This window comes from bacterium, from assembly GCA_024226335.1.
Taxonomy (GTDB): Bacteria; Myxococcota_A; UBA9160; order SZUA-336; family SZUA-336; genus JAAELY01.
In genome coordinates, this window is the sequence record JAAELY010000316.1 from 26,650 (window position 1) to 40,993 (window position 14,344).

At 62.0% G+C, this 14,344-nt stretch carries 13 protein-coding genes; 5 read left to right on the forward strand and 8 right to left on the reverse strand.

Going from position 1 to position 14,344, the window contains the following annotated elements:
* Positions 1-33 precede the first annotated feature (33 nt).
* Together GY725_16500 and GY725_16505 are read right to left on the reverse strand one after the other, a co-directional pair.
* The gene (locus tag GY725_16500) at positions 34-558 is read right to left on the reverse strand and encodes a hypothetical protein (GenBank protein MCP4005792.1); all 525 of its coding nucleotides are present in this window, start codon (positions 556-558) and stop codon (positions 34-36) included.
* A 114-nt stretch (positions 559-672) separates the two neighbouring features.
* Positions 673-2,025: a beta-lactamase family protein gene (locus GY725_16505; protein MCP4005793.1), complete on the reverse strand. Its 1,353-nt coding sequence runs from the start codon at positions 2,023-2,025 to the stop codon at positions 673-675.
* Positions 2,026-2,233: 208 nt separating this feature from the next.
* Here GY725_16505 and GY725_16510 point away from each other — a divergent pair, with 208 nt between their 5' ends.
* The 4 genes from GY725_16510 (at position 2,234) to GY725_16525 (ending at position 7,353) form a co-directional block, all read left to right on the forward strand.
* On the forward strand, positions 2,234-5,224 hold the full coding sequence (locus GY725_16510) for a molybdopterin-dependent oxidoreductase (protein MCP4005794.1): 2,991 nt from the start codon (positions 2,234-2,236) through the stop codon (positions 5,222-5,224).
* 82 nt (positions 5,225-5,306) lie between these two features.
* Positions 5,307-6,311 (forward strand): 4Fe-4S dicluster domain-containing protein, encoded by a 1,005-nt coding sequence (locus GY725_16515; protein ID MCP4005795.1) that lies wholly within the window; start codon positions 5,307-5,309, stop codon positions 6,309-6,311.
* Positions 6,311-6,868 carry a hypothetical protein gene (locus GY725_16520; protein ID MCP4005796.1) on the forward strand — a complete coding sequence of 186 codons (558 nt, stop codon included), beginning with the start codon at positions 6,311-6,313 and terminating at the stop codon, positions 6,866-6,868. Before GY725_16515 ends, GY725_16520 begins: the two co-directional genes overlap by 1 nt.
* Positions 6,869-6,870: 2 nt before the next feature.
* Positions 6,871-7,353 (forward strand): hypothetical protein, encoded by a 483-nt coding sequence (locus tag GY725_16525; GenBank protein MCP4005797.1) that lies wholly within the window; start codon positions 6,871-6,873, stop codon positions 7,351-7,353.
* Between the two features lie 27 nt (positions 7,354-7,380).
* On the opposite strand, the gene GY725_16530 is transcribed toward GY725_16525, so the two are convergent.
* The 3 genes from GY725_16530 to GY725_16540 all read right to left on the reverse strand — a co-directional run bounded on the left by GY725_16530 (position 7,381) and on the right by GY725_16540 (position 9,915).
* The gene (locus GY725_16530) at positions 7,381-7,818 is read right to left on the reverse strand and encodes a GFA family protein (GenBank protein MCP4005798.1); all 438 of its coding nucleotides are present in this window, start codon (positions 7,816-7,818) and stop codon (positions 7,381-7,383) included.
* The gene (locus tag GY725_16535) at positions 7,815-8,930 is read right to left on the reverse strand and encodes a DUF2961 domain-containing protein (protein ID MCP4005799.1); all 1,116 of its coding nucleotides are present in this window, start codon (positions 8,928-8,930) and stop codon (positions 7,815-7,817) included. The genes GY725_16530 and GY725_16535 overlap by 4 nt, the downstream gene beginning before the upstream one ends.
* A 76-nt stretch (positions 8,931-9,006) precedes the next feature.
* On the reverse strand, positions 9,007-9,915 hold the full coding sequence (locus GY725_16540) for a cation diffusion facilitator family transporter (GenBank protein ID MCP4005800.1): 909 nt from the start codon (positions 9,913-9,915) through the stop codon (positions 9,007-9,009).
* Between the two features lie 76 nt (positions 9,916-9,991).
* Here GY725_16540 and GY725_16545 point away from each other — a divergent pair, with 76 nt between their 5' ends.
* Complete coding sequence (locus GY725_16545) at positions 9,992-10,972, forward strand: ketopantoate reductase family protein (GenBank protein MCP4005801.1); 981 nt, start codon at positions 9,992-9,994, stop codon at positions 10,970-10,972.
* Between the two features lie 10 nt (positions 10,973-10,982).
* Here the strand turns inward: GY725_16545 and GY725_16550 are convergent, their stop codons facing one another.
* From GY725_16550 to GY725_16560, 3 genes are all read right to left on the reverse strand, one after another.
* The gene (locus GY725_16550) at positions 10,983-12,101 is read right to left on the reverse strand and encodes an acyl-CoA/acyl-ACP dehydrogenase (GenBank protein ID MCP4005802.1); all 1,119 of its coding nucleotides are present in this window, start codon (positions 12,099-12,101) and stop codon (positions 10,983-10,985) included.
* Between the two features lie 65 nt (positions 12,102-12,166).
* Complete coding sequence (locus tag GY725_16555; GenBank protein ID MCP4005803.1) at positions 12,167-13,375, reverse strand: acyl-CoA dehydrogenase; 1,209 nt, start codon at positions 13,373-13,375, stop codon at positions 12,167-12,169.
* The gene (locus GY725_16560; GenBank protein MCP4005804.1) at positions 13,372-14,328 is read right to left on the reverse strand and encodes an alpha/beta fold hydrolase; all 957 of its coding nucleotides are present in this window, start codon (positions 14,326-14,328) and stop codon (positions 13,372-13,374) included. The genes GY725_16555 and GY725_16560 overlap by 4 nt, the downstream gene beginning before the upstream one ends.
* Between the last annotated feature and the right edge of the window lie 16 nt (positions 14,329-14,344).

Sequence of the window (14,344 nt, forward strand, 5' to 3'; positions counted from 1 at the left end):
CCCCGCTGAGCTTGGGCGGCTGGTTTCGAGTTCTCAGACACCGCCTTCTTCGGCCTGCGCCCGCGCGAATGCCAGGATACGCAGTCGGATCCAGCCACTGAACGGTCGGATCACGCGCCAGTAGTAGCCGAAGCGCCGCCGGCTCGCGGCATCCGTACACGCAACCCGCGTCTCGGTCGAAAGACGCGCCCCGGTGCCCTCGGGCTCCGTGCGGAAATTCCAGGCGATCTTGGTGAAGTACGGTTCGTGGAAGTCTTCGAACTCGTGGGCTTTGAAGGGACGCGGTCCACTGCCCAGATTCCAGGGCTGGGCCAGCAGACCCAGCACGACCTCGCGTCCCGGTTCCTCGTCGAGTAGGACGAAACCCATTCCGACAAGACCGTTGATGCGCAAGGCCTGGGCTGGAAGGCCCCGTAACCGGAACAACGCCCGCACTGTGAATGAACGCGACAGATCCAGATCCCGTGTCGCTTCGAGCGCAGCTTCGGGTGTGGCCCCGACATGCGTCGAGTGGAACTCGGAAAAATCCGCCTCCGGGACAAACCGATCGATCAACACGAGGTAGAGCTCTCCGGCTTTCGCGCAACGAGTTTGTTGATCGGATGGCGATGGGGCTCGGAGTGCTGCTTCATCGAGACTCCCGTGTTTGTCGGGATACCCACTCGGGTGGCTTCATTGTGCGCTGGCTGTTTCGCTCGCGTCGAGGGAGTCGGATATCGCGGCAGAGGTTTGCCTCTGGCGCTGGCTGGCACGATAGCGCCGATTGGCGGCAGCGAGGGCAGTTCCGCTCAATCGCGCGACGCGCGTATCTCCAAACGGAGTTCCCATTCCGCAGTTGACGATCATCGCGACGGCCAGATCGCGCTGGGGATCCGCCCAGGCCCCCGAACCGCCGAAGCCGAAGTGGCCGAAGGCGCGGCGCGGAATGCCTCGCGTCGTGAAGATGCCGTGGTAACCGAGACGCCAGCGCATGTCGAAGGGAAGTACCGAGCGTCCGGCCGCTTCCAGCTGGGGCTCAGAAGCGCAATCCAGAGTTGCGGGCGAGAGCAGGCGAACGCCGTCGATCTCGCCGCCGCCTGCGAGGGCCGCGTACATGCGGGCCAGCGAGCGAGCGGTGAACAGGCCATTGCCCGCCGGAATTGCCACGCGAAGAGTCTCGGTTGCACCGAAGTCGAAAGTGCGGATTCCGCGCGGTGCGAGTGCGTCGAAGATGCTGTCGACGTCGAAATCGATACCGACGAGTCCCGCCAAGGGTCGCACTGCGTTCCAGCCGAGGCGCGCGGCGCTGCTCATTGCAGACAGAGTTGCGGCCACTTCCGGGCGCTCCAGGAATTCCCGGTTCGGTGGCCAGAGAAGCTGGGCCGCACGTTCCAAGGCGTCTTCGGGTGCACCGATGTACATCCCGTCGAGCGCGAGTGGGGTGGCGAGTTCATCGCGCACCAGATCGGAGAACGCACATCCCGTTATGCGCTGCAGGATCTCGCCCACCAGGAATCCGTACGTCAGGCCGTGGTATCCGGTTCGCGTTCCCGGCTTGTGGATGGGTGGTGTCTGCTCGATTGCGTTCACCATGTAGTCCCAGTCCAGCATTCGGCCCGCGTGATCGATCATCTGGCGGATGTGGTACAGGCCGCTTTGATGGGAAAGTACGTGTCGCACGGTAATGTCCCGCTTTCCCGACTGAGCGAACTCAGGCCAGTAATGCGAGACGCGCTGGTCGTAGTCGAGCAGACCGCGATCGACCATGATGTGGATCAGTGTCGAAGCGACACCCTTGGTCGTAGAGAAACTGGGGGAGAGCGTGTCCTGTCGCCACGGATTTCCCTGCTCGTCGCGTGTACCGCCCCAGAGATCGGCCACGCATTCGCCGCGATGGTACACGCAGACAGCAGCACCGCCCGCGTGGCTGCTCAGTTGCCCGCGCAGGGCCTCCGCGACGGGAGCGAAATCGGGATGAACGAACCCGTCTATCGCAACGGATCCGTTGCCCTCGAATATTGGCGCTAGCGTCGAAAACCAAGACACAGCATCGGTAGCCTACCGCGTGCGCGAGCAGAGTTCATCCCTTATCCGACTTCATCCTGCGATGCTGAGACGAGACGTCTCATGTGAGCCCAGGGTTCTTCTGAAGTCATGCAGAGGGCTCGATTTGACCCGAATTCTCATGCGCTCGGATCTGCAGTATCATCAGTGGCTCGGTAAGAAGCGGTGAAACATCAGGCAGGGGGAAGTGATGGAGGAACGGGGCGCGCCGATGCTCGACGTCGAAGAGGGTGACCTCGAGGAGGCTTCTGCTTCTGGTGTAAGTCGCCGTCGCTTTCTCCACCTCAGCGGCTTGACGGTGGCTGCATTGCCCTTGCTCCACTTCGAGAATCCGGTCGCGGCGGCGACACCCGGCTCGTCTGGCGCAATCAAGGCAAAACTTTCGACCTGGGAGGATCTGTATCGCGAACGTTGGACCTGGGATCGCATCGCCAGGGGTTCACACGGCTGGTTGAATTGCCGTAGCGCCTGCAACTGGAATCTGTACGTCAAGGACGGCATCGTCGTTCGCGAGGAGCAGGCGGCCAACTACGAAGCCTCCGAGCCCGGCATTCCCGACTTCAATCCGCGCGGCTGCCAGAAAGGCGCTTGTTACACCGAGGTGATGTACGGCGCGAGCCGGCTGACCGTGCCACTCAAGCGCGCGGGTGAGCGCGGCGAGGGCAAGTGGAAGCAGATCAGCTGGGACCAGGCGCTGAGCGAGATTGCCGAGAAGCTCATCGACATCTGTCAGCGTTACGGGGGCGAGGCGCTGGTTCAGGATCTCGGCCCGCACTTCGACCTGGGCGCGACCAATGCGGCCCGCAATCGCTTCTTCGCAATGTTAGGCGCTTCTCTTCCCGACGATTGGGCAGAGATCGGGGATCTGAACGTGGGGGCGACGCTATCCCTGGGCATTCCCCACATCGGGGGTTCTTCCGACGAGTGGTTTCTCTCGGATTTCCTCGTGGTATGGATGATGAATCCCTCTGTCACCCAGATGTCCGATGCACACTTCCTGTACGAGGCGAAGTACAACGGCGCCGATCTGATGGTGATCGATCCCGTCTATAGCGCGACCGCGATGCGCGCGGATCACTGGCTTCCGATCGAGCCCGGTACGGACGCCGCTCTGGGGCTCGCGACGGCACGCCACATCTGGGAGACCGGTCGTATTGATCTCGACTACGTGCGTGAGCAGACGGATCTGCCGATCCTGGTCCGTCTGGACACCGGTCGCTTCCTGCGCGACGTGGATCTTCGCGCCGGAGGTGCAGACGATCTTCTCTTTATGTGGGATCAGAAGACGAATGCCATCGCTGCTGCTCCCGGGTGTCAGGGCAACGACGATCGCACCAAGCTCTATCTGGAGGAGATCGAGCCGGTCATCGAAGGCCGCTTCGAAGTGGAACTCGCCGACGGCCGCAAGCAGGCGGTAGCACCCGTGGGCTCGCTGCTGCGCGAGCACCTCGCCCCCTGGACGCTCGAGCGCGCGGCGGCGGTGACCGGCCTCGACATCGAAGTCGTCAGGAATTTTGCAGAGGGTTTCGCGGCAGCCGAGCGTCCGATGGTTCTGTCGAGCTGGGGCTCCAACCGCTACCTGAACTCGGATCTCATCAACCGCACCAAGATTCTCTGTCTCTCGCTCAAGGGCGCAATCGGGAAGAAGGGCGCGGGCTATCACTCCACGGGCTGGGTCGGGATCGACGGCTTCGGCATGGTGGCGCAGGACCCCGGCGAGGGTTTTCTCGGCACGCTTCGCGGCATGGTGAAGATCTTCGGGAACGCGAAGGTGATCGGAATGCTGGTCGACCGGATCGCCGGCAAGAAGTCGCAAGCGCAGTTCACGCACCAGATCACACGTCACCTGACCACCGGTGAGGACTCCTGTCTGACCAACTCGGCGAGTCAGAACTACAAGTTCCAGGGGCTGGCGGACGACCTGGCGCGCGAAGAGGACCACCTCTACCCGCAGCCGCTCGCCGCTTACGTAGCCGAGTCCGAGGAGAAGGGCTGGATGCCCACTCATCCGGCGAATACCCAGCCGCGTTGCTGGGTCTCGGGCGGGAGCAACGTCCTGCGCCGTTCGAACCTGCCCCAGCGCATGCTCGAAAACCTCTGGCCGAAGCTCGAACTGGTGATCGACGTCAACCAGAAGCACACCTTCACGGGACTTCACGCCGACTATCTACTGCCCGCAGCGGGTTACTACGAAAAGCCGGGCATCAAGTACTCGGTCGCCTATGTCCCCTATCTGCATTATTGCGACCGCGCGGTGAAGCCGGTCGGTGAAGCGAAGGATGAGTGGGAACTCTACTCACTGCTCGCGCAGGAGATCCAGAAGATTGCGCTCGAACGCGATCTAGAGGCGACCCGGGGCTGTGGCAAGAAGATGGTTGATCTCAAGACTTTTGCCGATCGCTTCTCGTTTGACGGAGAGTACGGTCCCGACGACGTGGAAGCGGTCAATCAACGCATCATCGAGAAGAGCCCATCGGCCGAGGGGATGACGGTCGAGAGCTTGAAAAAGACCGGCATCGCCAAGTACCGCAGCGTCGGCGGGCAGGGGATTCAGGAGAATCTGTTCAACTCCGACTGGGCGGGTGAGGGCGTGATGCGTTCCCTCACGGATATGAGCGAACTGCGCTGGCCCTGGCCGACCTTGAGCGGACGACAGCAGTGCTACATCGATCACCCCTGGTTCATCGATGCGGGTGAGAGCTTGCCCGACCACAAGGAGAGTCCCAAGGCCGGTGGCGATCACCCCTTCCAGTTCATCTCCTGCCATTCGCGCTGGAGTGTCCACAGCGTGTGGCGCGATACCTCGATGCTCCTGCGTCTTCAGCGCGGGGAGCCGGTCGTCTATTTGAATCCGGCTGAAGCCCAGAAGCTCGGCATCGAGGACGGCGCCTGGGCGAAGATCCGAAACGACTACGGATCGATTCACATGCGCGCCAAGTATTCTTCGATGGTGCGTCCCAAGGTCGCCTACTACTTCCACGCCTGGGAGCCACATCAGTTCCCCGAGCACAAAAGCTACAAGTGGTTGATCCCGGGCTTGATGAAGCCGCTCCACTTCGCCGGTGGTGAGGGACACCTGGGCTGGTTCTTTGGTCACTTCGAACCCGGGACCCATGTCCAGGACACGCGCGTTGCCATCGAGACGTCGCCTGGGCCCGAAGAGAGCACGGTGGCGGTATGAGTCGCGAGCGATCAAATGGGCCACGTGTCGATGAGCGGGGAGACAAGCGATGAGCAAGACCGCAAAAACGCGGCAGGTTGCGATGGTGATGGACCTGAACAAATGCCTGGGGTGTCAGACCTGCACGGTCGCCTGCAAGAAGCTCTGGAATCGCGATACCGGCGCTGACTACGCCTACTGGAACAGCGTCGAAACCTTGCCGGGACAGGGCTATCCAAGTCGCTGGCAGGAAACCGGTGGTCGCGATGCGAGTGGCGCGGTCAAGCGCGGCGAGGTTCCGAATCTCGAAACGGGCTACGGACGGGCGTGGAAGTTCGATCAGAAGGCCGTGGTCAATTCTGATTCCAAACGCGGAGATGTCTGGTTGCGACCGGAGGGTGCGCCGAAGTGGGGGCCGAACTGGGACGAAGATCGTGGAGCTGGAAACTATCCCCAGGACAACCACTATTTCTACCTTCCCCGCATCTGCAATCACTGCACTCATCCGGCCTGTCTCGATGCCTGTCCGCGCGAGGCGATCCAGAAGCGCGAAGAGGACGGCATCGTGCTGGTCGATCAGGACCGCTGCCACGGCTACCGCTTCTGCGTCGAAGCTTGTCCCTACAAGAAGGTCTATTTCGACACCGAACGACAGGTCGCAAACAAGTGCATCTTCTGCATGCCCCGCGTGGAAGAGGGAGTGGCACCGGCCTGTGCGCGTCAGTGTCCGGGAAGATTGCGCTTCGTCGGCTACCTGGACGACGAAAAGGGTCCGATCCACAAGCTAGTCCGGCAGTGGAAGGTCGCCTTACCGTTGCATCCCGAGTACGGGCTCGAGCCCAATGTCTTCTACGTTCCACCCATGAGCCCGAGTGCCATGGACGCCAACGGCCGGCCGACCGGTGAACCGCGTATCCCTACGAAGACGCTCGAGGGATTGTTCGGACCCCGTGTGCGAGAAGCGCTGGCCACCGTCGAAGCCGAACGAGCCAAGCGCAAGCGCGGCGAGCCGAGTGAGTTGATGGACATCTTGATCGCTTACGACTGGAACGAGAGCTTCCAACTCGGCGCGGGTGGGGCGGCCTGGCCGGACGAGGGGAAAGCCTGATGGCCAGCAAGTCGCAGAAACTCGAATTGATTGCGGCCCCCACAGGCATACAGCCCGGTGGTTATGTGGCGAAGGCCTATGCCGGCCGGGATGCCGCGCCGATCACGCCCCACCTCGACCTGGAAGTGGCGCGTCCGCCGGGAACCTGGCGCCTGCGCCTGCGCTGGCCCTGTCCGGAGCCCGTGCGCGACGTGAGTGCGGACCCTTCGCTCTTTCCGGACGCGGCCGCGGTTTTCGCGCCGCAGCACGAAGACTCGGCGTGGGTCACGATGGGTGCGCCGGGCAAGGGAGTCGACGGAGTGTTGTGGCGCGCCGACGGCCAGAACCTGCATGCGATCCGTGCCGAAGGGCTGGGGAGCATGAAGCGCGACGCCGCACCGGAAGGCTGGCGTTTCGCTGCGAAACACGAACGCGGCTTCTGGCAGCTCGAGCTCACGTTGCCTGGCTGGGCAACACTCGACGGATCCGGTCGTCTCGCCGCGGCCATCTGGCGCGGCTCGGCACAGGATCGAGGCGGGTTGAAGTCGGTTACGCCGGGCTGGACGGAAGTGGGCTGAAGGTGGAGCCCGGCCGCGAAGCGGCACTACCCTTCGTTGCGTGGGCGCGCATCTGGAGCCCGCTGGCCAGTGCGGAATACCGCGAGGAAGCCTGGCAGGCCCTGTCCCTGCCCGGGAGGTTTGCGGACTCCGAGAGTGCTTTCCTGAGCGCCTTCTTGATTGGGTTGCCCGCTCCCGATGTGCCGCTCCTATTGCACGCCGCGCTGGGTCGCGAGGGCGGAACCGTTCGAGAGGACTGGATGCGCGTCATCCACCACCTGGAACTCCGCTGGAACGAAAAAGCCTTGCCGCCGGATCATCTAGGCGCCGCCTGTGATGTACTGGCCTGTGCGATCGAGCGCGGGGAAGACGTCCTGGTTCGCGAGTTGCGCGAGCGCTATCTCGAGCCCTGGTGCGCAATCGCGAGTGAACGCCTGATCGGGAAGGACCCGAGCATCGCCGGTCTACCAGAGGTCTTCGCGAGTTATCTGCGCTCAACCGAATAACGCAGGTTCGCTATTTGTTATGTCTACTCATTGCGCCGATGACTCGCTCTCTTCGGCGTCAGGAACGCCCTTGAGCAGGGTCGGCAGCTTTGCGTCGATCTCGTACCAGGGAGCTTTGAGTTCTGTCCAGATGTGCACGACGGGTTTCGATCCCGGATCCGTATCGAGACTGCCAAGGCGAAGGATGATCTCCGAAGCATCGTCCCGGGTCGCCACGAGTTGCGAGCCGCAGCGCGGACAGAAGAAGCGCCGCTTGCCCGGAGACGACTCGTAGGATGCGAGCAGGTCTTCACCTCGTATCCAGCGAAATCCCTCCCGTGGAACCCGCGCGGTCGTCGAGAATGCGGCACCATGAGCCTTGCGACAGGTCGGGCAGTGGCAGTTCCCGAGCGGACCGATCGGGCCATCGGAGGCGTAGCCAATCTGGCCACACAGGCAGCTGCCTTCGAGTCGCCCGCCTTTCAACTAGGATCCTCGCGCGGTAGACGCTGCTCGACCGCCAGTAGCGGCGGTAACGGTTCGCTGCGCCCGGATTGATACCAGTACGCAGTGCTCGAGTAGTCATTGGCCAGCGCGTTGTCGTGGCCGGTCTCGATCGTCACACGAATCGATTTTTCGAACGCGATCGGGTCTTCCACGTGAAAACGGTACATCGAGTTTTTGCCGCCCCAGGGCCAGGCTTCGTCGCCGCTGTACACGGTGATGCCGTGGTAGGGGGCGCTAAATTCCTGTTTCGGACAAAAAGCGGTGTTGAAGTAGTCCTCGGTTCCGGTCCCGTGCAGGCGGGGCGGCCAGGGTTCATCGTCGATGAAGATCATGTCATCGCCCTCGCCGTACCAGTCGTTGACCTGTCGTTCGAATACGTCGATGTTCATGACACAGCCGACGTAATGCCCGCGTCCGCGCACGTCGAGGATCGTGTAGTTCTGCTCACCCGTCAGATTGCCGTCGCGCCAGGGACCCATCAGTCCGAAGCCCGCACCGACCGGGCGTTCATCACTATAGCCGTAGTCGCTGCGCGTGTAGCTCCTCTGAACCGAAGTGCCCGCACTCGGATTGGAACGCGTCCAGATGGCGTGAAAACGCGCAAGATCGTCGTCGATCTCGTCGTAGGATTCGTAGTCGATGTAGTAGTAGAAGATCAGCAGGTTCTCGCCCTGGTACTCGACTTCGAAACGCGCGCCTTCTGCAAACGGCATCGGGAACCAGCAGTTCATCGACTTTCCGTCCTGAGGACTCATCTGTAGTGGAAGCGAACAGAAATTGCGGCGCAGCCCGAAACCTACGCCAAAGAAGTCACCCAGTGGCACCTCGATACTCGGCGTACTCTCTCCGTCCCAGTACATGCGCAGAATTGCGCGGCACAGATCATGGGGTTCCGTGGGGAAGGTCATCATCGTTACCCAGATGTGCTTGACGCATCCCGCACCGGAGATCTCTCCCAGTTCGCGTGTCTCCCCACCCTTCAAGCGGATATTGTCGGCGTTTCCTCCGGTGCGATCCCAGGAAGACAGGCGACCGCGGCGATAGCGCCGCATCCGCGCAAGATTGGCGAGCGAACCAGATCCCAGATCCATCAGATGCCTCCGGTAGAGAGTTTCAGTTTCGGATGATGCCGCATCTGCGAGCGCTTGCGGTTTCGGGCGCCGCGCATCAATCGCTGCTGTCCATTTCCATGAACGACCAGCCGAGCCCCGGCACCTCCGCCTTCAGCCTCGCTTCCAGCGCGTTGATGTGACGTACGGCTTCGCCCAGTGGAAGCGAGCTGTCGAGTCGCACCTTGGCGGCCAGCATGAACTGCGAACCGACCTGGAGTGTGATCACGTTGAAGACTTCGAGGATCTGCGGATCGTCAGCAATTCCCTTCGAGATGGCCGCTGTGACTTCGGGGTCGGCCGAGCGACCGATCAGAAGTTTGGCGACCAGGGATCCGATGAAGGCGGCGACCAGCACCAGCAAGGCGCCGATCGCTAGCGAGCCGTACGCATCGTAGACGGGATTGCCGGTGATGGCGGCCAGAGCCACGAAACTGAAAGCGACGACCAGACCGAGCAGCGCCGCGAAGTCTTCGCCGAAGACCACGACCAGTTCCGAACTGCGCGAAGATTTCAGCCAGCGCCACACACTCATCGATCCGCGGATCGCGTTCACTTCGCGCATGCAACCGGCCATGCTCACGGATTCCAACGCGATCGATACGCCGAGTACCAGAAGTGCGATCCAGGCCTGCGAGATCGGCTCCGGTTCGTGCAGCTTGTGCCAGCCTTCGTATAGAGAAAACAAGCCACCTATGCTGAACAGCAAGAGCGCAACGATGAAGCTCCAGAAGTAGGTGACCTTGCCGTAACCCAGAGGGTGCTCTTCATCGGGTGGTTTCTGGGCGTGCCGCAAGCCTAGAAGCAGAAGAAGCTGGTTGCCGGTATCGGCAAAGGAATGGATGGCCTCTGCCAGCATTGCGCTTGAGGCCGTGTAGAAGGCTGCGACCGATTTGGCCAACGCGATTCCGAAGTTCGCGAGCAACGCGAAGAAGATCGCGCGAACCGGGTTCCCACCACCCGCCATGAACGCCTCCCGAAGTAATCTGGCGCGCTGCACTGTAGCAACTCGCGCACGGATTATGGGCTAGTCTTCGCACTGCGTGATAGAGCAAGACGATATTCAGGAACCCTATCGGCCCAGACGGATTGCCGTCGTCGGTGCCGGTCCCATGGGTGCGTCTTTTGCGGCTCTCGTGAGTCCGCACTGTCCCACGGTGCTGGTGGTTCGGGATGAATCCCGGGCCAGGCAGATTCGCAGCGACGGTATCGCGCTCGAGGGGGCCCTCGAAGCCCGGGGACACCCGGACGTCGTCGCTTCAATTGCCGATCTGGCGGACATCCATCCGATCGATCTCGTGTTCATCGCGACCAAGACCACGGCGATTCAGGCGGTGTGCGAGAGCTTGCGTCCGCATCTCGCGGAGTTGCCGTTTCTGATCTCGTATCAGAACGGTATCGAGTCGGGGCGTACGATCATGCAGCTATTGGGCACGCCGCGCGTGTTGCGGATGGTGTTGCGCTACGGCGCCGTACTCGAGGATCCCGACGCGAAAAGCGGTCCTTTGCGCGTGCGCGTCGGTCTGCACAAGCCGCCGCACTTCATCGGCGGCGAAGGGGAGAGCCTGAGCTTCGCGCGCAAGCTCGCTCCCTGGATCGATTCGACCGGACTCCCGATCCGCTTCACCGAAGACATCGAGCGCGAAGCCTGGCTCAAGGGTATCGAGAACGCCGCAGGCAATCCCGTATCAGCGCTCCTGCGCGCCTCGCTCGGAGAATTGCTCGAAGCGCCGGCGCGCGGATTGGTCGAACGCCTGCTCGAAGAGGGCGTGGCCGTGGCGCGTGCGGCGGGTCTCTCGATCGAAAGGGGCTATATCGAAAAGGTATTGCAAGTGATGGCCCACGGCGGGACGCACCTGCCGAGCATGGCCCAGGACGTACTCGCGGGCCGAGCGACCGAACTCACCCAGTTGAACGAACAGATCGCACGTCGAGGTCGAGAACTCGGCATAGCCACGCCCGCCCACGATGCGATCGTCGATCTGATCGGCACATTCGACTGGCGTGTGGCGCGACGGGCTTGAGAAGCGCGGATCAGCTTGCGATGGGCCCGATCAAATCTACGGCGAGCTTGCGCCGCTGGTGCACGCCGTCACCGTAGAGCGCCTGATTGTGCATGCTGCGCTTGAAGAAGAGATGGACGTCGCATTCCCAGGTGAAGCCGATACCGCCGTGTAGCTGCACCGAGCGATCTGAGATGAATGCGCCCGCATCCGAGGCGGCGCTCTTGGCCATGCGCGCCGCTGATTCGGCGCTATCGGCTCCGATATCGACGCAACACGCTGCGTTGTACAGAAGCGAGCGGGCTCGATCGATCGAGACCATGGCATTGACGAGCGGGTGCTTCACCGCCTGAAAGAAACCGAGCTGATGATCGAATTGCTTGCGGTTCTTCGCGTACTCGACGGTCGTCTGCAACTGCCACTCGTTGGTACCGCAGAGATCGGCACTCACGACCACCAGGATGGCCGGCCAGGCGGCGCGAAGAGCGGCAAGCCCGTCGCGGCTGATCACGTCTTGCGCGGAGACGCGCACGTCTTGAAACTGGACGCTCGCCTGATCGCGGGTCAGGTCGTGAATCTGATCGCGTTCCAGCGTCACGCCTGATGCATCTTTCGAAACGACGCACAGAACCAGACGCTCTCCGAGACGTGCACTGGTCAGCAGCACATCGGCCTTGAAAGCGTCCTGCACGAAACAAGCGCTGCCGTCGAGCACGAGTTGATCGCCTTGTTCGCGCGCGCTGACGCCACAATCGGCCAATTCCCAGCTGCCCGACGCGTCGCTGATAGCCAGTGATGCGCTTGCCCCATCGGCGATCCGGCCGAGCCAGACGCTCGCCTCTTTGGTTTCCGAAGTGCGCAATGCGAAGCTCGCGTTCAACGTCGCAACCAACGGAGATGGAAGCGCGTGCCGGCCGACTTCCTCGACCAGGCCCGCGATACCGGCGAGCGAGAAACCCACGCCACCGTCGGCCTCGGAAACGGCCAGCCCTGTCCAACCGAGTTCGACGATCTGTTTCCAGAGGCCTTCGTCCCACTGTGTGGGCTCACCCCTCTCGTAGACTTCTTCCGGGTCGCTGGCCACCAGTGTGCGCAGTCTGTCGATCGGTAGATGCTCGTCGAGAAAACTGCGCGCCAGGTCTCGCAACATCTCCTCTTCTTCGCCGAAACCGAAGTTCTTGGGAGCTTCTCTGTGCGCCATCGGATCGATCCCTTCTACTTCGATTTCGCCAGGCCGAGCACGCGCTCACCCAGGATGTTGCGCTGGATCTCGTTGGATCCGGCCGCGATCGTGTGTCCGAATGAGTTCATGTACGCGAGCGGCCAGTGACCGCCGTTCGGCGCTTTCTCATCCAGCTTGTACAATGTGGATTGAGCACCTGCGATATCGACACCGATCCGCGCGATGTTCTGGACCAGTTCGCTACTGACTAGTTTCTGTTGCATCGGAATCCGCATCGGATGATCCGTGAGCGCCGGAACGCGTGCGCGCCGATTGCCCTGCCGGAGGCCTTCCGAGACGATCGCCTGTTGAACGATTGCGTCACGCGTCATCGGGTCGTCAGCGGCACAGACGCCGTCGCGGCGACTTTTCCTGGCGAGATCGATCAGCTGTTCGAGTGGGTGTGTGGAGCCACCGCCCCCGCCTCCACCGGCGCCTTCGGCGGCACCTCGCTCGTGGGTCAGAGTGGTCATGGCGACGGTCCAGCCCTTGCCCTCCTCATCGAGGCGATTGGAGTCGGGAATGGCCGCGTCCTCGAAGAGCACTTCGTTGAAGCCGCTCTCGCCGGTCATCTTGATCAGCGGGCGTACGGTCACACCTTTGTGTCCTTCGATCGGACACAGGAAATAGCTCAACCCGTCGTACTTGTGATGCCGACTCGTGCGCGCGATCAGGATCATCCACTTCGCGAAGTGTCCGAGGCTAGTCCAGACCTTGTGACCATTCACGATCCACTCGTCGCCGCGTTTTTCCGCAAACGTCTGCTGGTTGGCCATATCGGATCCTGCGCCCGGTTCGCTGAAACCCTGGCACCAGATCTCTTCACCACTGAGCGCGCCCGGAATGAACTTGCGTTTCTGTTCCTCGGTGCCGTGAGCCAGGATCGTCGGCGCGGCCATGCTCAAACCGACGATGTTGATGAAGTACGGTGCGCCCGCGCGCCCCAGTTCCTGATTCGCGAGGCGCTGGCAGTCCGTGCGCCCGGCTCCGCCGTACTCGGTGGGGTAGTCACAACCGATCAGGCCGGCGCGATAACACGAAAGCTGCCACTCCTGTAGGTAACCGAGCTGCTCGACGGCCGACACTTCGATCGGGGAGATCGGCAGTCGCACGGGCGGCGGCGGCGGCATGTTCTTGCTCAGCCAGTTTCGTGCGTATTCCTGGAACTCGTTTTGCTCGTCGCTCAGCTTCTTGGAACTCATGAGTTCTCCTCTTCGATGCGGCGCAACAGGATCTCGACGATTTCTGGACCGTGGGATTCCTGCAGAAAGTGACCGGCATCGAGGCCGTCGAAACTGGCCTGCGGATAGAAGCTCGCCCATTTCCGGCCCCACTCCTCGGTGAACACTTCGTCGGCTGCTCCCCAGATGAAGTGCACGGGCTTGCTCCAGCTGCGCAAGGCTTCGAAGCAACGCGTCTGCTCGTCGGCATTGCCGCCTTCCGGATCGTCGAATGGCAGCGAAAGCGGAAAGCGCCGCGGTCCGGCTTTCGACGCGCGATCCGGAAACGGTGCTTCGTACATCGAAAACGCGTCCTCTGGACTCAGTGAACTCGAACCGGTGGGAGCATTGTTGCGGAAATGCTGGAGGACGAAACCGCAGCCCTGAATCTGGTCCATCCGGCCGCCTTCGTGCCAGAGCGCGTTCCAATTGCGAAGTGCAGCGCTGTATTCGTGCTCGGGTCCGTGGAGCCATGTGTTCATGATGGTGAGTCGCCTCAGGCGCTCGGGCATGTCGACGGCCTGGCGCAGTCCGATCGGTCCACCCCAGTCCTGGACGAAGATCGTGATGTCGGTCAGATCGAGACTGCGAATCAGGTGGCCCAATGCCTGACTGTGGCGTTCGATCGAATACCAGTCGTCATCGAGGACTTTGTCGCTCTTGCCGAACCCGATGTGGTCGGGAGCCACACAGCGAAAGCCCGCTTCTACCAGGGGTCCGATCATGCGGCGGTATAGATAGGACCACGTGGGCATGCCGTGTACGAGAAGCGCGACCGGACGGGGGTCGTTGCCTTCGTCCGCTCTTCCCTCATCCACTCTTCCCTCATCCAGATAGTGCATGCGCAGGCCTTCCCACTCCAGGTAGTGGGACTCGAAGGGATAGTCCTTCAATACGTCAAAGCGCTCTTCGGGGGTGCGAAATGATTCCGGCATTGTCCGGGCACTATAT